Source organism: Kribbella sp. NPDC020701, from assembly GCF_055562215.1.
In genome coordinates, this window is record NZ_JBVHFT010000008.1 from 254,407 (window position 1) to 273,396 (window position 18,990).

Genomic DNA, 18,990 nt, shown 5'->3' on the forward strand with positions numbered 1-18,990 from the left:
CTCAGTACGGCTTGACCGCGATCGTGGGTGAGTGCAGGTGGGTCTTCTCCTGGCCGTTGCCGACGTACATGTGCACACCGCACGGCAGGCACGGGTCGAAGCTGCGCACGGCCCGCATGATGTCGATGCCCTTGAACCGGTCCGGCGGGTTCTCCTCGAAGATCGGTGTGTTCTGGACGGCGTCCTCGTACGGGCCGGGGGTTCCGTAGCTGTCCCGGACGCTGCCGTTCCACGGGGTCGGCGGATACGGGTGGTAGTTCGCGATCTTGCCGTCGCGGATCACCATGTGGTGCGAGAGCACGCCGCGGACGGCCTCGGTGAAACCGCACGAGATCGCCTCGTCCGGCACCTTGAACGGCGTCCACGTCTCGGTGTGCCCGCCGCGGACCTCGTTCATCGCCTTCTCGCAGAAGTGCAACGCGAGCGCGGCCGCGTAGGCCTGGAAGTAGGTCCGGGCCCGGTTCCGCTCGAGCGCGTTGCTCCAGCGCGGGATCTTCCACTCGTACTCCACGGCCGGCTTCAGCGCGGTCCGGGGCAGCTGGATCTTCACGCTGTTCCCGGTGGCCTGCACGTTCGGCGTGTTCACCAGACCGGACAGCGCGGTCGACCACAGCCGGGCGATCGGGCCGCCGCCGGTGTCGAGGGCCAAGTGGTCCTTGCCGTCGAACCACCGCGGTGACATGGTCCAGCTGTAGGCGTTGGAGAAGTCACGCTTCTGCGGCTTCGGCAGCGTGTGCTGGTTCCACGGGTGCCGGACGTCGATCGGGTTGCCGAGCGGGTCGATGTCGACGAACTTCTCGTGGCTGCCGTCGGCCCAGTCGTCGTAGTACGAGCTGCCGAGCAGGATGCGCAGGCCGAGGTTGATGTCGACCAGGCTGTTGGTGACCAGTTCGCCGTCGACGATCACCCCGGGCGTGACGAACATCCGGCGGCCCCAGGCCTCCATGTTCTGGTAGGTGAAGTCGCAGATCGCCGGGTCGTTCAGGCTGCCCCAGCAGCCGAGCAGGATCCGCCGCTCGCCGACGTGCTCGTAGCCCGGCAATGCCTCGTAGAAGAAGTCGAACAGGTCGTCGTGCAGCGGCACGACCTTCTTCATGAACTCGATGTAGCGCATCAGCCGGGTCAGGTAGTCGGTGAAGAGCTGGATCGTCGCGACCGTGCCGACCCCGCCGGGGTAGAGCGTCGACGGGTGGACGTGCCGGCCCTCCATCAGGCAGAACATCTCCCGCGTGTAGCGGCTGACGTGCAGCGCCTCGCGGTAGAAGTCGCCCTCCAGCGGGTTCAGCGAGCGCATGATGTCGCCGATGGTCCGATAGCCGTGGTCACCGGCGTGCGGCGCCTCGGTCCGGTTCGCCAGCTCCAGCACGCCCGGGTTGGTCTCCTTGACCATCCGCTCGCAGTAGTCCACCCCGACCAGGTTCTCCTGGAAGATGTTGTGGTCGAACATGTACTCCGCGGCCTCGCCGAGGTTGATGATCCACTCGCCGAGGTGTGGCGGCGCGACGCCGTACGCCATGTTCTGCGCGTAGACCGAGCAGGTGGCGTGGTTGTCACCGCAGATGCCGCAGATCCGGCTGGTGATGAAGTGTGCGTCGCGCGGGTCCTTGCCCTTCATGAAGATGCTGTAGCCGCGGAAGATCGACGACGTGCTGTGGCATTCCTGGACGGTCTTCTGCTTGAAGTCCACTGATGCGTAGATGCCCAGGCTGCCGACGATCCTGGTGATCGGGTCCCACGCCATCTCGACGACGTCGGAACTCTTCGACTCGCTACTGGCGGGCGTGACTTTGGTTTCGGTGGTGGTCATGGCCCTACCAGACCTTCTCGTAGCCGGTGGCGAGCTCCTCGCCCTTGCGTCGCCACTTGGGTTCCTTGTTGCTGGTGTTCTGGGTGAACTTGCGCAGCCGGCGGATCACCGTGCCGTAGACCATGCTCGCGGCGGTGGACACCTTGCTGCCGGGCGGCTCGTCCATGAACGGCATGAACTTGTCCGGGAAGCCGGGCATCGTGCAGGCGATGCAGATCCCGCCGACGTTCGGGCAGCCGCCGACGCCGTTGATCCAGCCGCGCTTGGGCACGTTGCAGTTGACCACCGGACCCCAGCAGCCCAGCTTCACCAGGCACTTGGGGGAGCCGTACTCCTTGGCGAAGTCGCCCTGCTCGTAGTACCCGGCCCGGTCACAGCCCTCGTGCACCGTCCGGCCGAACAGCCACTGCGGTCGCAGTTCGGCGTCGAGCGGGATCATCGGAGCCTGCCCGGCCACCTGGTACAGCAGGTACACGAGCGTTTCGGACAGGTTGTCGGGGTGGATCGGGCAACCTGGCACGCAGACGATCGGCAAACCGGCCTTGGACTTCCAGCTCCAGCCGAGGTAGTCGGGCACGCCCATCGCGCCGGTCGGGTTACCGGCCATGGCGTGGATGCCGCCGTACGTCGCACAGGTGCCGACGGCGACCACCGCGGTGGCTTTCGGGGCCAGCCGGTCCACCCACTCCGACGTCTTCATCGGCTGACCGGTGGCTGGGTTGTTGCCGAAGCCGGCCCAGTAACCGTCACCGTGGATCGCCTCGTTCGGGATCGACCCCTCGACCACCAGGACGAACGGCTCCAGCTCGCCGCGGTCGGCCTTGTGCCACCACGCGATGAAGTTGTCCGCACCGGTCTCCGGGCCGCACTCGAAGTCGATCAGCGGCCAGTGCACCGCGATCCGGGGCAGCCCGGGCAGGGCACCGAGGACGATCTCCTCGATGCTGGGCTGGGTGGCGGCGGTCAGGGCGACCGAGTCGCCGTCGCAGCTCAGTCCGCCGTTCATCCAGAGGATGTGCACCACGCCCTCGTCGGTCTCCTGCTGCGACTGCTCCGGCTCCAGCGTCGTCGACACGACCCTGCCCTCCCTCTGACCGTTACCGGGATTCGACCCCGATCTTTTGACCGTACGTCGGTCCCGGCTGGTCCGACAGACACTTGTGTCGGCTATTAATGGCGGCGTCGGGAAGTCCGGGATTCGGCGATTCCAAGACAATCCGGGACCGCTTTCGCGCAGTGTTGCGCCGGTATTCTTGGCCAATGGACGGTCCCGGCCGCGAGGTCTTCGTCTCGCCCGTGGTCGTAGCCTCGCACGCCTTTCCGGCCCGGCCGGGATCGCTGCCGGACGCCGAGCAGTTCGTCCGCGAGGCACTCGAGCCGGTCACCCTCGACACCGAGGAGAGCCAGGCGCTCTACCACGCGATCACCACCGCGCTGCTGGCCGCCGCCGGGCCGCAGGATGGCGTGTTCGACGTGACGGTGCGGATCTTTCCCGACGGCGTGGAGGTCGAGGTCCTGCACGGCACCGGCGTGCACCGGGTGCAGCCCGCGGCCGAGCCGTTCGCCGACTGGCTGAACGGCGTGCTGCGCGGTCAGGGCCTGTCCCAGCAGGACGCCGCGCAGCGGATCGGGGTGTCGGTGCGGACCATCAGCCGATGGCTGCGCGGCGACACCGAGCCGCGGATGCGGGACCTGCGCCGGGTGCACGAGATCTTCGGGCCGTGATCTGGCATGGTCCGGGGCCTGGGTTTAGTGTGCGAATTGTCCGCTGATCGCCGAATTCGTCATTTCTTTCGCCCGGCGGGGTGAGCATCACGAACGAACCGGAACGTGTCCGAACCCGGGTCCTGGTGACCGGCGTCGTGCAAGGCGTCGGCTTCCGTCCGTTCGTGTACTCCCTGGCCCGGGAGCTCGGCTTGTCCGGGCAGGTCGGTAACACCGCGGCCGGAGTGGTCGCCGAGGTCGAGGGGCCGGCCGCCGCGGTCGCGGCCTTCGGTCGCCGCGTCCGCACCGACGCTCCGCCGCTGGCCGCGGTCTCGACCGTGACGCCGGAGTCCTTGGCGCCGCGCGGCGGGACCGAGTTCGTCATCCTCGACTCGACAACCGGACCGGGCCGGACGCTGGTCTCGCCGGATGTCGCGACGTGTGCGGACTGCCTGGCCGAGTTCGCCGATCCGTCGGACCGGCGCTACCGGCATCCGTTCGTCAGCTGCACCAACTGCGGGCCGCGGTTCACGATCATCACCGGCCTGCCCTACGACCGGCCCGCCACCACGATGGCGGACTTCCCGCTCTGCCCGGACTGCGCCCGCGAGTACGCCGATCCCGCCGATCGCAGGTTCCACGCGCAGCCGATCGCCTGCCCCGCGTGCGGTCCCCGGCTGCAACTGGTCCAGCCCGGCCTCGAGACGGCGTACGACGAGGACGCATTGGCGATCGCGCACGGACTGCTGGTCGACGGCGCGATCCTCGCGGTGAAAGGACTCGGCGGATTCCACCTGGTCTGTGATGCCGGAGACCAGGCGGTGGTGACCACGCTGCGCAAGCGCAAGGATCGCGGTGACAAGCCGTTCGCCGTGATGGCCGCCGACCTCGACGCGGCCCGGCGGATCGCTTTGATCGACGCGGAAGACGAAGCGCTGCTGACCGGGAGCCGGCACCCGATCTTGCTGCTCCGGCGCCGGCCCGGAGCGGCCGTCGCCGAAGCCGTTGCCCCCGGCAACCCTGACCTCGGCGTGATGCTGCCGTACACGCCCGTGCACCACTTGCTGTTCGACCAGCCCGGTCCGTGTGTGCTGGTGATGACGAGCGGCAACCTGTCCGACGAGCCGATCGTGACGACCGACGACGAGGCCACGACCCGGCTGGCCGGCCTGGCCGACGCGTGGCTCGGTCACGATCGCCCGATCCACGTGCCGTGCGACGACTCCGTCGTACGGATCGTGGACGGGATCGAGCTACCGGTGCGCCGGTCCCGTGGGTATGCGCCGTTCCCGATCGACCTGCCTGTCCCCGTCCGGCCCGCGCTGGCGGTCGGCGGAGATCTGAAGAACACGTTCTGCCTCGGGGACGGGCGGTATGCCTGGCTCTCGGCGCATGTCGGGGACATGGACAACCTCGCGACTCTGCATGCGTTCGAACGGGCCGAGCGGCATCTCGAGCAACTGACCGGGGTCCGGCCTGAGGTGATCGTGACGGACAAGCATCCGTCGTACCGATCCCGGCAGTGGGCTCAGTTGAACGCGGCCGGCCGGCCGGTGGTCGGCGTACAGCATCACCATGCGCACATCGCGTCCGTCCTCGCCGAGCATCGGTACGACGGCGACCCGGTGATCGGGTTCGCCTTCGACGGGACCGGGTACGGCGACGACGGCGCGGCGTGGGGCGGCGAAGTGCTGGTGGCCGACTACGACGGCTTCGTCCGGGAGGCGCATCTCAAGTACGTGCCGTTGCCGGGCGGCGACGCGGGAGTTCGCAATCCCTGCCGGATGGCGATGTCGCACCTGCGCGCCGCGGGGCTGCCGTGGCATCCCGCTCTGCCGTCGGTGCGCGCGTGCCGTGGGCCGGAGCTGGAACTACTGCGGGTACAGCTGGACAAGGACATCGCGTGTGCGCCCACGTCCAGCATGGGAAGGCTGTTCGATGCGGTCTCGTCGCTGGCCGGAGTGTGTCACCGGGCCGGGTACGAGGCACAGGCCGCGATCGAACTGGAGGGACTGATCTCGTCCGGTCGCGGGCTCGGTGCTTACGAGTTCGCGGTCACGGGGGACGAGATCGATCCGGCACCGGTGCTGGCCGGGGTGGTGCGGGATGTGCTGCGCGGGGTCGAGCCGGGAGTGGTGAGCGCGCGCTTCCACCAGGGCCTTGCCGATCTGATGGTGACGCTGGCCGAGCGGATCGGCGCCGCCCGAGGACTGACCACCGTCGCGCTGTCCGGCGGCGTGTTCGTCAACAGAGTGTTGCTATCAGCAACTACCAGGGCGTTGACCGGGGCCGGGTTCACCGTCCTGCGGCATCGCCGGGTGCCGCCGACCGACGCCGGGCTCGCCCTCGGGCAGCTGGCCGTCGCGGCACGGGCCTAGCAGGGAGGGATCAGCATGTGTCTTGCGGTACCGGGAAAGGTCGTGGAGATCCGGGAGGAAGACGGCACCCGGATGGGCATGGTGGACTTCGGCGGCGTGCTCAAGGACGTCTGCCTGGAGTACCTGCCGGATCTGCAGGTCGGTGAGTACACCATCGTGCACGTCGGCTTCGCGCTGCAGCGACTCGACGAGGAGTCCGCGATGCAGTCGCTCGCGCTGTACCGTAAGCTCGGCGCGCTCGAGGAGGAGTTCGGCGACCAGTGGGGCCTGGCCGCGCAGCAGGCCGGAGAGCGCCGCCCGCCCGGCACCGAGTGGGAGGCGGCGAGATGAAGTACCTGGCCGAGTTCAGCGATCCGGTCCTGGCCAGGAAGCTGGTCGACGAGATCCACGCCACGGTGACGAAACCCTGGGCGATGATGGAGGTCTGCGGCGGTCAGACACACACGATCGTCCGGCACGGGATCGACCAGTTGCTGCCGGACGGCGTCGAGATGATCCACGGCCCGGGCTGCCCGGTCTGCGTGACGCCGCTGGAGATCATCGACAAGGCACTCGAGATCGCCGCCCAGCCCGACGTGATCTTCTGCTCGTTCGGCGACATGCTGCGGGTGCCCGGCAGCGGTCGCGACCTGTTCCGGATCAAGAGCGAGGGCGGTGACGTCCGCGTCGTCTACTCGCCGCTGGACGCACTCCGGCTGGCGAGTGAGAACCCGGACAAGCAGGTCGTGTTCTTCGGTATCGGCTTCGAGACCACCGCGCCGCCGAACGCGATGACCGTCTACCAGGCGAAGAGACTCGGCATCCCGAATTTCAGCCTGCTCGTCTCGCACGTCCGGGTGCCGCCCGCGATCGAGGCGATCATGCAGTCGCCGGTCTGCCGGGTTCAGGGTTTCCTCGCGGCGGGCCACGTCTGCAGCGTGATGGGTACGGCGGAATACCCGGAGCTCGCGGACAAGTACGGCGTACCGATCGTGGTCACCGGTTTCGAGCCGCTGGACATCCTGGCCGGGATCCTGCGCACGGTGAGCCAGCTCGAGAAGGGCGAGCACGTGGTCGAGAACGCCTATCGGCGGGCGGTGCGCGACGAGGGCAACCCGGCGGCGAAGGCGATGCTGGCCGACGTGTTCGAGACCACCGACCGGTCGTGGCGGGGGATCGGGATGATCCCGCAGAGCGGTTGGAAGTTGTCCGAACGCTACCGCGAGTACGACGCCGAGTACCGCTTCCAGGTCCGCGACATCGACACCCAGGAATCGACCGTGTGCCGCAGTGGCGAGGTCCTGCAGGGGTTGATCAAACCTCACGAATGTGCCGCATTCGGGACGTTGTGTACGCCGCGCAACCCGCTCGGCGCGACTATGGTGTCCAGTGAAGGCGCTTGTGCGGCGTACTACCTGTACCGGCGCCTCCAGAGTCCCGCCGAGGTGGTGACCACCGGTGGCTGAGCAGCTGATGGCCCCGAACTTCGACGGGTGGGTCTGTCCGCTGCCGTTGCGCGATCACCCTGCGGTCGTGATGGGCCACGGGGGCGGCGGACAGATGTCGGGCGAGCTGATCGAGCACCTCTTCGTGCCCGCGTTCGCCAACCCGGTGCTCAGCGGACTCACGGACTCGGCGGTGTTCACCCTCGGGGACGCGCGGCTGGCGTTCTCCACCGACTCGTTCGTGGTCCAGCCGTTGTTCTTCCCCGGCGGGAGTATCGGGCACCTGGCCGTCAACGGCACGGTCAACGACCTCGCGATGAGTGGCGCGCAGGCGGCGTACCTGTCCTGCGGGTTCATCCTCGAGGAAGGGATCGAGCTGTCCGTGGTCGGCCGGATCGCGGAGGACCTCGGGGCGGCGGCGCGGCGGGCCGGGGTGACCATCGCGACCGGTGACACCAAGGTCGTGGACGCCGGGCACGGCGATGGCGTGTACATCAACACGGCCGGTGTCGGGCTGGTTCCGGCCGGCGTCGACATCCGTCCGCAGCGGGCGACGCCGGGCGACGTCGTCCTGGTCAGTGGGCAGATCGGCGTCCACGGGATCGCGATCATGAGTGTGCGCGAGGGCATCTCGTTCGGCACCGAGGTGGTCAGCGACTGCGCACCGCTGAACGGCCTGGTGGCCGCGATGCTCGAGGTCTGCAAGGACCTGCACGTCCTGCGCGACCCGACCCGGGGTGGCGTGGCGACCTCGCTGAACGAGATCGCCAAGGCGGCCGGCGTCGGCATCGAGCTGACCGAGACCGCGCTGCCGGTGCCGGAGACGGTCGCGAACGCCTGCGCGTTCCTCGGCCTGGATCCGCTGTACGTCGCGAACGAGGGCAAGCTGCTCGCGATCGTGCCGCGGGACCAGGCGGACGCCGTCCTGGCGGCGATGCGGGCGGATCCGCTCGGTGCGGACGCGACGATCATCGGTGAGTGCGTGGAGGCGCATCCGGGGATGGTGGTGACGAGGACCGCGTTCGGTGCGACGCGGGTCGTGGACACCCCGATCGGGGAGCAGCTGCCCCGAATCTGTTAGCGGGCTGCCAGCCAGGTGTGCCAGGCGTCGAGGCCGTCGCCGCGGGTCGCGGAGACGGGCAGCAGTTCGACGTCCGGCTTGACCCGCCGGATCAGGTCGAGACACAGGTCGACGTCGAAGTCGACGTACGGCAGCAGGTCGATCTTGTTCAGCAGGACGAGGTCGGCGGTGCGGAACATGTACGGGTACTTCGCCGGTTTGTCCGCGCCCTCGGTGACCGAGATGATCACCACCCGGGCCGCCTCGCCGAGGTCGAACAGCGCCGGGCAGACCAGGTTGCCGACGTTCTCGACGAAGACCAGCGAACCGTCGGGCGGGGCGAGCTCGGCCAGGCCGCGGTCGAGCATCTCCGCGTCCAGGTGGCAGCCGGCACCGGTGTTGATCTGCACCACCTTGGTGCCGGTGGCCCGGATCCGCTGGGCGTCCAGCCAGGTCTCCTGATCGCCTTCGATCACCAGCGTCTCGCGGCGGCCGGCCAGGTCGCGGACGGTGCGCTCGAGCAGGGTCGTCTTGCCCGAGCCCGGTGAGCTCATCAGGTTGATCGCGGTGACGGCATGCTCGGCCAGCCGGTGCCTGGTGGCGGCCGCGAGTACGTCGTTCTTCGCCAGGATGTCCTGCTCCAGGAGCACTGTCCTGGTCTCGTGCTCATGGTCATGTGGATGGTCATGTGGATGGTCATGTGGATGGTCATGGCCATCCACATGGCCGTGGCCGTGCTCGTGCCCCTCGACGAGCGTGACCCGGGTGGTGGCGTCCTCGCCCGAGCATCCACAGGTACTGCACATGTCAGGGCACCTCCACCGAGACGATCCGCAGTTCGCGGCCGGCCAGGATGTCGAGATCGGCGCTGCCGCAGTCGCACAGCATGATCGGATCGTCGAGCGCGAACTCCCGCCGGCAGTCCCGACAGTACGCCCGGCCCGGCGGCTCGTCGATGTCCAGCCGGGCGCCCTCCAGCCCGGTGCCGCCGGCCACGATCTCGAAGCAGAACCGGATCGAGTCGGTCACCACCCCGGACAGCCGGCCGATCTCCAGCCGGACGGCGGCCACCGGTCCGTCGCCGATCTTCTCGACGATCGCATCGACAATGCTCTCCGTGATGGCGAGCTCGTGCACGCTCCCGACGGTAGGCCGGGCCGTCCGGACCCAGCAAGGCCGCAAGACACGGGAAAACCTGCGGACCCGCAACGAAGGTTCGAGCACCGTGCGTGATCGGCGGAGTTGAGCGTCATTTCGGGAGAAAACGCGACTGTCCACAGGCGATCGATTTACATTGGTGACCAATAGTTACCGTTGCTGGCGGCAACCAAGGAAAACGCCTGGTGCAACCGCTATCACCGTTCGTCGGCGCGGTCTTAGGCTCCGATTGTTCAGCTTGCGGTCAGGGGGACCGCCCATGTCGGAGGGGAAGTATGAGACGACGCCTGAAGCACACTGCTGCGCTCGTTGCCCTGACCAGCCTGATCCTCGCGTCCTTGTCGGCGCCGGTGCAGGCGGCCGCCCGAAAGGATCCACCGCCGGGCCAAGCGCCGGGCGCGATGCAGGTGAAGACCGCGGCCGACGCCGCGCTGGCGAAGCTCGACCCGAAGCTGGAGGCGAAGGTCAAGAAGGGTGACACCGCCCCCGTAGCGGTGTTCGCGACCGTCCAGGGCGGTGACACCGCCCAGGCCCAGCAGGTGCTCGACAACGCGAAGGTGGCGAAGTCCGGCGACGCCGCGCTGGTGCTGGGATCGATCCCGGTCCAGGCGCTGCCGAAGCTGGCCGCCGTACCGGGGGTTGTCGCGATCCAGCCGATCGAAATGACCAAGACCGGGCAGCCGCTGACCGATCCCGACCCCGGGCTGCACCAGGCGCCGACCGCCGCCGAGAAGCACGCGGCGCTCGCGAAGGCCAAGGCCGACGACGTCCCCTACACCGAAGCCCCGCCACTGCGCGGCTCCAACTTCGAGACGCTGCGCAAGCAGAACCTGCTGGACGCCAAGACGCACAACTTCACCGGTGCCTGGAACGCGGGCTTCACCGGTCAGGGCGTGACCGTCGGCGTCCTCGACGGCGGCACCGACTGGGGCCACCCGGACCTGCTGAACACCTGGCAGACCTGGACCGGCCAGACCGGCGCGAAGGCCGGCTGGAACGGCTGGCCGAAGGCGTTCGACCCGTTCGGCACCCTGCAGTGGCTCGCCGACCCGAGCCAGGTCGACCAGGGCCTGTCGTGGTACACCAAGACCACCGCGGCGACCTGCGTCACGTCCGGCGGGACCTGCTCGGTGGATTTCGCCACCAAGACCGGACCGTCGCGCAACTTCAGTCTGCCGGCCGGGACCAAGCAGCACACGTACTCCTTCCCGGCCGGCTGGAGCAAGTCCGGCAAGGTCATGCTCGGCAGCCACCCGGACGACTACCTGCTCGACCTGTACGGCGAGCGCCCGGGCTTCCTGGTCACCGACCCGCACACCGCCGGCGTCTACGACACCGTGTACGTCGACCTGGACGACGACTACTCGTTCGCCGACGAGAAGCCGGTGACCAAGTCGTCGCCGGCGTCGTACCGGGACATGAACGGTGACGGCTACACCGACCTGTCCGGCGGCCTGATGTACTACATCTCCGACGGCAAGACCCCGATCCCGGGTGGCCTGGACGCGTTCGGCGTCGAGGACACGTCGTTCGGATCCGGCGCGCTGGTCGCGTGGACCGGTGACTTCGACCCCGGAATCGAGGGCCACGGCACGCTGACCGCGTCGAACGTCGTCGGTCAGGCGGTCATCAACGGCAAGGCGCCGACCTTCAAGGACATCCCCGGTGGCAAGTACGCCGGTGCCGTCCTCGGTGGTGCTCCGCATGCCAAGCTGGCGCCGTTCGGCGACATCTACTTCAGCCACGACTTCTCCGACCAGTTCGGCTACTTCCTGTCCACCCGGCAGGGCGTCGACATCACCTCGAACTCGTACGGCGACTCGGCCACCGACAACGACGGCTGGGACGCGGCGAGCCAGGAGGCCGACGTGATCTCCGACGGCTTCAAGACGACGGCCCTGTTCTCCACCGGCAACGGCGCTCCGGGCTTCGGTACGTCGACGGCCGCGGCGCCCTCGACCGCGATCGAGGTCGGCGCGTCCACCCAGTTCGGCGGAACCGGCTGGGACTCGATCGTGCGGACCAGCCAGATCACCGACAACGACGTCATGGTCTGGTCCAACCGCGGCTTCGGCGCGAACGCCACCAACGGCGTCGACGTCGTTGCCGACGGCTCCTACGCACCGGGTGACGCGACCCTGAACACCGTCCTCGACGGCCGGAACGCGTGGGAGACCTGGGGTGGCACCAGCCGCTCGACCCCGGTCGCCGCGGGTGCGACGGCACTGATCTACCAGGCCTACAAGAAGGCACACGGCGGTGCGGTGCCGGCCGGCTTCTACTCGACCGCGCAGGACATCCTGAAGTCGACGTCGAAGGACCTCGGGTACGACGCCAACGTCCAGGGCTCGGGTTCGATCGACGCCGGCAAGGCGGTGGCGGGTGCCCTCGGCAGCCGCGCGACCGTCTCGCCGACGGAGTGGCGGGTCGGTGACTACCGCGGCACCCAGTACCCGGTGTTCGCGAACATCATCTCGCCCGGCGGGACCGACACCCAGAAGTTCACCCTGAACGGTCCCGGCGCCTGGCAGGTCAGCGACCGGCAACTCGTCCGGACCGACAGCGACACCCTCTCCTTCAGCAGCAAGGATCTGAGCCAGGAGAGTACGTCGAACTTCAACGCACCCGACTACCTGATCGACCTGACCAAACAGGTCAAACAACACAAAGACGCCGATCTGATGGTGGTCAAACTCGAGTACCCACGGTCGCAGTTCGACGGTGACAACAACCTGACCGAGGACCAGGCCTGGCGGTTGCTCACCTACAACTGGACCGACGTCAACCACGACGGCAAGCTGTGGACCGACAAGAACCACAACGGCGTCGTCAACCACACCGACAAGACGACCAGTTCGAACATCGACGGCTTCCTCGACCTGGACTTCGCCAAGTCGGACATGGAACAGGGCGAGTACGAGCGGTTCATGTACCACCGGGCCGGCTCGAATGCACTGCAGTCGTACGTCGCCGATCCGGCGAAGCGGATGGCGGACGGCCTGTTCCTCGGCCTGCAGCACTCCACGAAGAACACGTCGATCCCGGTCACCGACTTCAAGGTCTCGATCGACTGGTACAAGAACAGCGACTGGAAGTGGGTCAGCACGCCGAAGACCGCGAACGGTTCGTTCACCGCGTCGATCAAGGTCCCGGGCAACGCGCCGTACGGGATGTACTCCGGTGCCGTCGTGCTGAACCGCGGCTCGGACTCGATGGTGGTGCCGGTGTCCGTGGCGGTCGCGGCGAAGGCGACGCAGGACGCGAGCGGCAAGATCACCGGTGCGATCACGTTCGGCGGTGACGACGTCGCGCAGTCGCAACGCAACCTCACCTACAACAACGGTTCGGTGTTCGGTGCGAACGACTGGACCTGGCGGGCCGAGTCCGGTGACTGGCGGTTCTTCTACCTCGACGTACCGAAGGCACCCGCCGAAGGCACCAAGTTCCTGGCCAATACCAGTTGGGAGGATTCCGGTCCGTACACCGACCTGGACACGTTGATCATGGGTCGCTCGGTCAACCACTTCCAGCTCGAGCCGGACTCAGTTTACGGAGCGCCGTACACGATCGACACGGTCGGGAAGAGTCCGAACACCAATGTCCGGGCGGGTGCCTGGCGGTTCGACACGGCGACCGGTGGCCCGGCCGACGTGGTGACCGCGCCGGCACAGGAAGGGCTGCAGGCGCTCGCGCTGCACCAGGTCAGTTGGCAGGGTGACAAGTTCAACACCCCGTTCAAGGTGCAGCTGGGTAGTGCGTCGGTGTCACCGTCGTCGGTCGTCCAGACCGCGACCGGGGACACCGGTGGGTTCGACGTGACGTTCTCGTCGAGCGTGCCGCTGGACGGGCTGAAGGCGTCCGCCTACGGTCTCAGCCAGCCGAGTGTGACGTCCGAGGTCGCCCACCAGGACGACCCGAACGACCCGTCCACGGCGAGTGTGAAGAAGAACCTCACGCTCTCGCACGCGTCCCGGTTGGACGTGAGTACGGCGCTGGCCAACAACGACGTGGACCTTTATGTGCTGCGGGATGCCAACAACGACGGCGTGTTCTCGCCGTCCGAGATCGTCGCGTCGTCCGCCGGTGGTACGGGCGACGAGTCGGTCGACCTGGTCAACCCGCCCGACGGCAACTACCAGATCTGGGTGCACGGCTTCGGGGTCACGGGTACGCCGTCGTTCCCGCTGACCGTCAACGCGATCCAGGGCAATGACCTGACGGTGAGCGGCCTGCCCACCGGTCCGGTCCCGGCCAACACGACGGTCACGCTGCACGTCGACTACAACAAGGCGATGACACCCGGCCAGAGCTACAACGGCGAGCTCCTGCTCGGCCCGTCCACGGCTCCGACCGCGCTGTCCGTCCCCATCAAGGTGACCAGGTAAACCCGCGCTGCTGACGACAGAGCCCCGGCGACCGTTGCGGTCGCCGGGGCTCTGGGTTGGTCGGGCTAGAAGTCGCCGCCGCCGAAGTCGCCGCCTCCGAAGTCCCAGCCGCCGGAGTCGCCGCCGCCGTCGCCCATGTTGAAGTCGCCACCGTCGCCGCCGCCATCACCGCCGTCGCTGCCGTCGGCCATGCCGGCGTCGTAGCCGGCCGCGTAGTCGCCGTAGCCGCCACCGGCGAACATGCCGCCGAGCGCCGTACCCAGGAACAGACCGGTCGCGATTCCACCGATGCCGCCGAACATGCCCTGCGCGTACGGCGAGTAGGCCGGACCGGCCTCCCAGTACGGCACCCGCTGCGGGCCGACCATGACCTTGCGGACGTCCGGATCGGCGCCGGCCTTCACCCGCTCGGCGTCGGCCGCACAGGCCGGAACCTCGCGCTGTGCGCCGCCGGGCGGTGCCCACAGGACGTCCTCGACCGACGGGCCGTGCTGCGGGTTGAAGAAGCAGGACGGGCGGCGCTGCGGCAGCGGCTCACCGGCGACCCGGGCGCGCACACACGCGGCGGCGTACCGGCCGTCCTCGAGGATCTCGATCACGTGCTTGATCTGGTCTGCCTCGGTGACCTGGCCGACCGCTTGCTTGGCCGACTCGTAGGAGTCCAGCGCACGCTGATAGTCCTGCCGGGCGCCATCGCCGAGGTCCTTGCCGACCATCTCCAGATCGAGGTCTTGCAGCTCCTCGCCGAACCGGGTGATGTCCTCGTCGGCGGTGCGCTTGACCGACTCGAGCTCACCGGCGGTGATCTCGTGCCGCTTCTTGTTCTGCAGTTGGGTCCGACGGTACGAGCGATATGCCAGAACCGCGATCACCACGACTGCGATGATCAGGATGAAGTCCATGTCGGGCCTCTTCAAACTAGGGGCTTTACGCAGAGCCTATCCAATCCCGCAAGCGAGGTCTCGCCACGCAGGGTGACGCAATGCCGGGAAAGCGGTCACCCAGCGCGCATAATCGATGAGCGCCGCCCAGCGACCGTCGTATCCCCGCCGGAAGGCTGTTGCATGGCCAAGACCTCCCGACTCCTGACTCTCGCGGCGACGGGCCTCGCCCTGGTCCTCCCCACCACCCCGGCTCCACAGTCAGATTCGTCGTACCAAGAGATCGCACTCGACGGGCAGTCAGTACAGGCGGAGACCAAACCATTCGCGATGGTCGGGATCACCTGGCCTGAAGGTTCCGGCGCTGTGCAGGCCAAGGTCCGCGTGCAGCGCGACGGGCAGTGGACCGACTGGGAGCCGCTGCACGTCGAGGACGACCACGGGCCGGATCCATCGGCGCCCGAAGGAGTTGAGCGCGCCGGCACCGACCCGCTGTGGGTCGGCGACGCGACCGGCGTCCAGGCCAGCGCCGTCACGAGCAGCGGTACGACGGTCAGTAACGCAAAGGTGATCCTGATCCAGCCCGGCGTACTGGCCACCGACACCGACGAACCGGAGGCGTCCGGTGTCATCGAGCCCGATGCGACCAGAGCGCCGTACCCGATGCCGGCCATGGTGAGCCGGAAGCGGTGGGGCGCCGACGAGCGGTTGCGCAGTCACAACGGAGCGGCTTGCGTGCGACCGAAGTACACGAGCACCGTGCTGGCCGCGTTCGTGCACCACACCGCCGATCGCAACGACTACACGCGAGCGCAGGTCCCGGCGATGGTGCGCGCGATGTACACGTACCACGTGAAGAGCCGGGGGTGGTGCGACCTCGGCTACAACTTCCTCGTCGATCGCTTCGGCCGCGCGTTCGAAGGCCGGCACGGCGGTGCGCAATTGCCGGTGCTGGGTGCGCACACCGCGTCGTACAACGCGAACTCGTTCGGTGTCGCGGTGATCGGCAACTTCGAGAAAGCCACCCCACCGCAGGCGATGCTCGAGATGACGGCCCGCGTGATCGCCTGGAAGCTGGACGCGAACTATCGGTCGCCGTTGGCAACGATCGTGCTCGACGGCAGTCGTCTGCACACGGTCTCCGGACACCGTGACACCAAGGCAACGGCGTGTCCGGGCACCGAGCTGTACAAGAAACTCGGTTGGCTGAAGCAACGAGTCAACACGCTGATCGGCGGCAGCGTCTCGACCCCGATCTACCGATTCGCGAAGAAGATCGGCTTCCGGTACGTCGGGCAGCCGTTCTGGGGTGAGCATCGGACGAAGCACGGCTGGGCGACGTACTTCGGCACCCGCGACGTCTTCTACTCCGTTGCCAGCGGCACCCATTCGACCGTCGGCGTGTTCCGGTCGCGCTATCGGCGGCTCGGTGCCGGTGACGCGCGACTCGGCCTGCCGGTCACCGAGCACTACAAGGTCAAAGGCGGCTTGCGGCAGAAGTTCCAGCGCGGCTGGCTCGTCTACGACCAGCACACAGGCAAGGTCTACCCGCGGTACGGGAGAACGTCATGAAGAAGCGTGCGATCGCCATCGTCGTACTGTCCACCACTCTGATCAGCGCGACTGCGCTGGCGAGCCCGGTCGAGCCGAAGGCCGCCGTTCCCGACACCACGATCGCCGGCCGCGGCTTCGGGCACGGTCGCGGCATGTCGCAGTACGGCGCTCAGGGCGCGGCCATCGCCGGGAAGTCGGTCAGACAGATCCTCGACTTCTACTACCCGGGAACGACCACGGGCAAGGCGACCGGGAGCATCCGGGTCCGGATCAGCGCGGACACCACCGACGGTGTCCGGGTCGGCACGGTCAACCATCTTCGCGTCCGCGACCTGGCCGCCGGCAAGGTGTACACGTTGCCCAAGGCCTCGACCCGGAACCAGTGGTCGATCGACCCGTACGGCGACCACGGCACCAAGGTCAGCTCGTTCGACGCGAAGACCCGGAAGTGGACGCTGTGGAAGACGTTCACCGGAATGACGCAGTTCGAGGGCGCCGCGGTGACCGGGCTGGTGCTGCCGAGTGGAGCGGTCCGCCGGTATCGCGGAGCGCTCCGGGCCATCGACGTGTCTGGTCGGCATCTGGACACGGTGAACGTCGTGTCGCTCGAGTACTACCTGCGGAGCGTCGTACCCCGGGAAGCCTTGTCCAGTTGGCGTCCGGCGGCCCTGCGGGCGCAAGCCGTTGCCGCGCGCACCTATTCCGTGTTCCATCGGAGCCGGGCCGCGCGGAAGGCGTACGACCTGTGTGACACCACGTCCTGCCAGGTGTACGGCGGCTATGACTCGGAGAAGGCGTCGACGAACACGGCGATCGCGGCGACCGCGGGGCAGGTGCGGCTCTACAAGGGCAAGCCGATCATGGCCGAGTTCTCCTCGTCGAACGGAGGCGCGACCGCGGTGGGTGAGGTGCCGTACCAGGTGATGAAGGCGGACGTCTGGGACGCGTATCCGGGCAACGGGAACCCGAACGTGACCTGGACCGTGACGCGGACGGCGGCGGAGGTGCAGGCGGCGTTCGACGTCGGGTCGATCCGGAGCCTGCGGGTGCTGAAGCGGACGGGTATCGGCCCGTCCGGCGGACGGGCGCTCACTGTCGAGGCGGTCGGGTCGAAGGGACGGCGGGTGCTGACCGCCGATCAGGTCCGGATCCGGCTGCATCTGCGGTCCGGCTGGATCGCGTTCCCGGTTCGTCCTCTTGATATGCCAACTGGTCCGGCCGAGGACGCTGGTCGCTGAGCCATTGACGACGCATCCCTGGGCCGGTTAGAACGTGACATCGATGTCAATCGCCACCGCCCAGGAGGAACAAGGTCGATGCCCAGGAAAATTGGTATATCAACTCGGATCGCGGCCGGCGTGCTCACGGTCGCCGTCCTCGGCTCGCTGAACATGTCCGCGGCTGACGCCGGGACGAATCCGGCGGCTCGTGCGCAGGCGTCGTACGACGCGATCAACAAGTACTTCGACGCGGGTCAGGGACTGCTGCTCGAGGAGTACCCGAACACGCAGACCAACCCGTACTCGTACGTCTGGCCGTACTCGCAGGCTGCCATCGCCGCGGAGAACCTGGCCGGTGTGCCGGGCGCCGGCCGGAAGGCGTCGGAGGAGGCCGACCGGCGGCTCGCGGCGTACGAGCCGTACTGGAACGCCGGCACGACGCCGAAGGGGTACGACTCGTATGTCCGGCCGCCGCTGGGTCAGGGTGGGGACAAGTTCTACGACGACAACGAGTGGATCGGACTGAACCTGATCCAGCGGTACAAGCGGACTGGTGACCGCGCTGCGCTGGCTCGGGCCAAGGAGATCTTCACGCTGGTCGTGCACGGCTGGGACACCGATCCGTCGCATCCGTGCGCGGGCGGGGTCTACTGGACCCAGGCACCGTGGAGCCAGGACCGCAACACGGTGTCGAACGGCCCGGGTGCCGAGCTCGGTGCGCACCTGTACCTGCTGACGCGGGACCCGTCGTACCTGACCGAGGCGCAGCGGATGTACAAGTGGGCTCAGGACTGCATGCTGGCCCCGAACGGGTTGTACTGGGACCACATCGACCTGGCCGGCAACGTCGAGAAGACCCAGTGGAGCTACAACCAGGGCGTCATGCTCGGTGCCGGGGTGTTGTTGTACAAGGCAACGGGCCGGCGCCAGTACCTGGACGACGCCAAGTCCGTCGCGAAGGCGTCGCTGGCCTTCTACAGCACGCAGGAGATGCTGGCCAAGCAGGGCGCGGCCTTCAACTCGATCTGGTTCAAGAACCTGCTGATCCTCGACTCGGTGGCGCCCGACCCCCGCTACCGAAAGGCCATGCAGGCCTACGCCGACTACAACTGGAACACCACCCGCGACCCAGCCACCAACCTCTACAACTTCAAAGCAGGCTCGGTGGAACTCCTCCAACAATCAGGAATAACCCAAATCCACGCCCTACTAGCCTGGCCCCGCTCCAAATACGGCCTCCTCGCCTGACCAACCCAGCCCCTCGCTGGGCCTGAGGAAGAGAACGGGCTTGCGATAAACACCGCGCCGCCCGTCCCCGCAGGGGACGGGCGGCGAGGTGGTTTTTGGCGGGAGTGGGGGGGTGGGGGGTTGAGGTTTGGTGGGGGGGGGGGGGGGGCGTCAGTGGGGGGGGTGTTCGGG

The 18,990-nt window shown here is 67.9% G+C and carries 14 protein-coding genes; 9 read left to right on the top strand and 5 right to left on the bottom strand.

The window, feature by feature from the left end; all coding sequences use genetic code 11:
- Nucleotide 1: 1 nt before the first annotated feature.
- Together ACZ3HV_RS21210 and ACZ3HV_RS21215 are read right to left on the bottom strand one after the other, a co-directional pair.
- Nucleotides 2-1,807 carry a nickel-dependent hydrogenase large subunit gene (locus tag ACZ3HV_RS21210; protein WP_465686693.1) on the bottom strand — a complete coding sequence of 602 codons (1,806 nt, stop codon included), beginning with the start codon at nucleotides 1,805-1,807 and terminating at the stop codon, nucleotides 2-4.
- A 4-nt stretch (nucleotides 1,808-1,811) separates the two neighbouring features.
- Nucleotides 1,812-2,882: an NADH-quinone oxidoreductase subunit B family protein gene (locus ACZ3HV_RS21215; RefSeq protein ID WP_360377798.1), complete on the bottom strand. Its 1,071-nt coding sequence runs from the start codon at nucleotides 2,880-2,882 to the stop codon at nucleotides 1,812-1,814.
- Nucleotides 2,883-3,067: 185 nt separating this feature from the next.
- Between ACZ3HV_RS21215 and ACZ3HV_RS21220 the strand changes: the two genes are divergently transcribed.
- From ACZ3HV_RS21220 to hypE, 5 genes are all read left to right on the top strand, one after another.
- The gene (locus tag ACZ3HV_RS21220) at nucleotides 3,068-3,532 is read left to right on the top strand and encodes a helix-turn-helix domain-containing protein (protein WP_465686694.1); all 465 of its coding nucleotides are present in this window, start codon (nucleotides 3,068-3,070) and stop codon (nucleotides 3,530-3,532) included.
- A gap of 80 nt (nucleotides 3,533-3,612) precedes the next feature.
- The gene (hypF, locus tag ACZ3HV_RS21225; RefSeq protein WP_465686695.1) at nucleotides 3,613-5,889 is read left to right on the top strand and encodes a carbamoyltransferase HypF; all 2,277 of its coding nucleotides are present in this window, start codon (nucleotides 3,613-3,615) and stop codon (nucleotides 5,887-5,889) included.
- A gap of 15 nt (nucleotides 5,890-5,904) precedes the next feature.
- Nucleotides 5,905-6,219 (top strand): HypC/HybG/HupF family hydrogenase formation chaperone, encoded by a 315-nt coding sequence (locus ACZ3HV_RS21230; protein ID WP_360377791.1) that lies wholly within the window; start codon nucleotides 5,905-5,907, stop codon nucleotides 6,217-6,219.
- Nucleotides 6,216-7,334 carry a hydrogenase formation protein HypD gene (gene hypD / locus ACZ3HV_RS21235; protein ID WP_465686696.1) on the top strand — a complete coding sequence of 373 codons (1,119 nt, stop codon included), beginning with the start codon at nucleotides 6,216-6,218 and terminating at the stop codon, nucleotides 7,332-7,334. The genes ACZ3HV_RS21230 and hypD overlap by 4 nt, the downstream gene beginning before the upstream one ends.
- Nucleotides 7,327-8,394: a hydrogenase expression/formation protein HypE gene (gene hypE / locus ACZ3HV_RS21240; protein ID WP_465686697.1), complete on the top strand. Its 1,068-nt coding sequence runs from the start codon at nucleotides 7,327-7,329 to the stop codon at nucleotides 8,392-8,394. Before hypD ends, hypE begins: the two co-directional genes overlap by 8 nt.
- Here the strand turns inward: hypE and hypB are convergent.
- Nucleotides 8,391-9,179, bottom strand: a complete 789-nt coding sequence (hypB, locus tag ACZ3HV_RS21245; RefSeq protein ID WP_465686698.1) for a hydrogenase nickel incorporation protein HypB — start codon at nucleotides 9,177-9,179, stop codon at nucleotides 8,391-8,393. The two genes, hypE and hypB, sit on opposite strands and share 4 nt — an antisense overlap.
- A 1-nt stretch (nucleotide 9,180) precedes the next feature.
- Nucleotides 9,181-9,510 carry a hydrogenase maturation nickel metallochaperone HypA/HybF gene (locus ACZ3HV_RS21250; RefSeq protein WP_360377779.1) on the bottom strand — a complete coding sequence of 110 codons (330 nt, stop codon included), beginning with the start codon at nucleotides 9,508-9,510 and terminating at the stop codon, nucleotides 9,181-9,183.
- Between the two features lie 296 nt (nucleotides 9,511-9,806).
- On the opposite strand from ACZ3HV_RS21250, the gene ACZ3HV_RS21255 reads away from it, so the two are divergent.
- Entirely contained in the window at nucleotides 9,807-13,916 is a 4,110-nt protein-coding gene (locus ACZ3HV_RS21255) for a S8 family serine peptidase (protein WP_465686699.1), read from the top strand.
- Between the two features lie 65 nt (nucleotides 13,917-13,981).
- Here ACZ3HV_RS21255 and ACZ3HV_RS21260 read toward each other — a convergent pair whose 3' ends face one another.
- Nucleotides 13,982-14,818: a hypothetical protein gene (locus ACZ3HV_RS21260; protein WP_465686700.1), complete on the bottom strand. Its 837-nt coding sequence runs from the start codon at nucleotides 14,816-14,818 to the stop codon at nucleotides 13,982-13,984.
- A gap of 162 nt (nucleotides 14,819-14,980) precedes the next feature.
- On the opposite strand from ACZ3HV_RS21260, the gene ACZ3HV_RS21265 reads away from it, so the two are divergent.
- From ACZ3HV_RS21265 to ACZ3HV_RS21275, 3 genes are all read left to right on the top strand, one after another.
- Nucleotides 14,981-16,369 carry an N-acetylmuramoyl-L-alanine amidase gene (locus ACZ3HV_RS21265; protein WP_465686701.1) on the top strand — a complete coding sequence of 463 codons (1,389 nt, stop codon included), beginning with the start codon at nucleotides 14,981-14,983 and terminating at the stop codon, nucleotides 16,367-16,369.
- Nucleotides 16,366-17,589, top strand: coding sequence for a SpoIID/LytB domain-containing protein (locus ACZ3HV_RS21270; RefSeq protein ID WP_465686702.1), 1,224 nt, complete (start codon nucleotides 16,366-16,368; stop codon nucleotides 17,587-17,589). The genes ACZ3HV_RS21265 and ACZ3HV_RS21270 overlap by 4 nt, the downstream gene beginning before the upstream one ends.
- 78 nt (nucleotides 17,590-17,667) lie before the next feature.
- On the top strand, nucleotides 17,668-18,819 hold the full coding sequence (locus ACZ3HV_RS21275; RefSeq protein ID WP_465686703.1) for a glycoside hydrolase family 76 protein: 1,152 nt from the start codon (nucleotides 17,668-17,670) through the stop codon (nucleotides 18,817-18,819).
- Nucleotides 18,820-18,990: the final 171 nt, after the last annotated feature.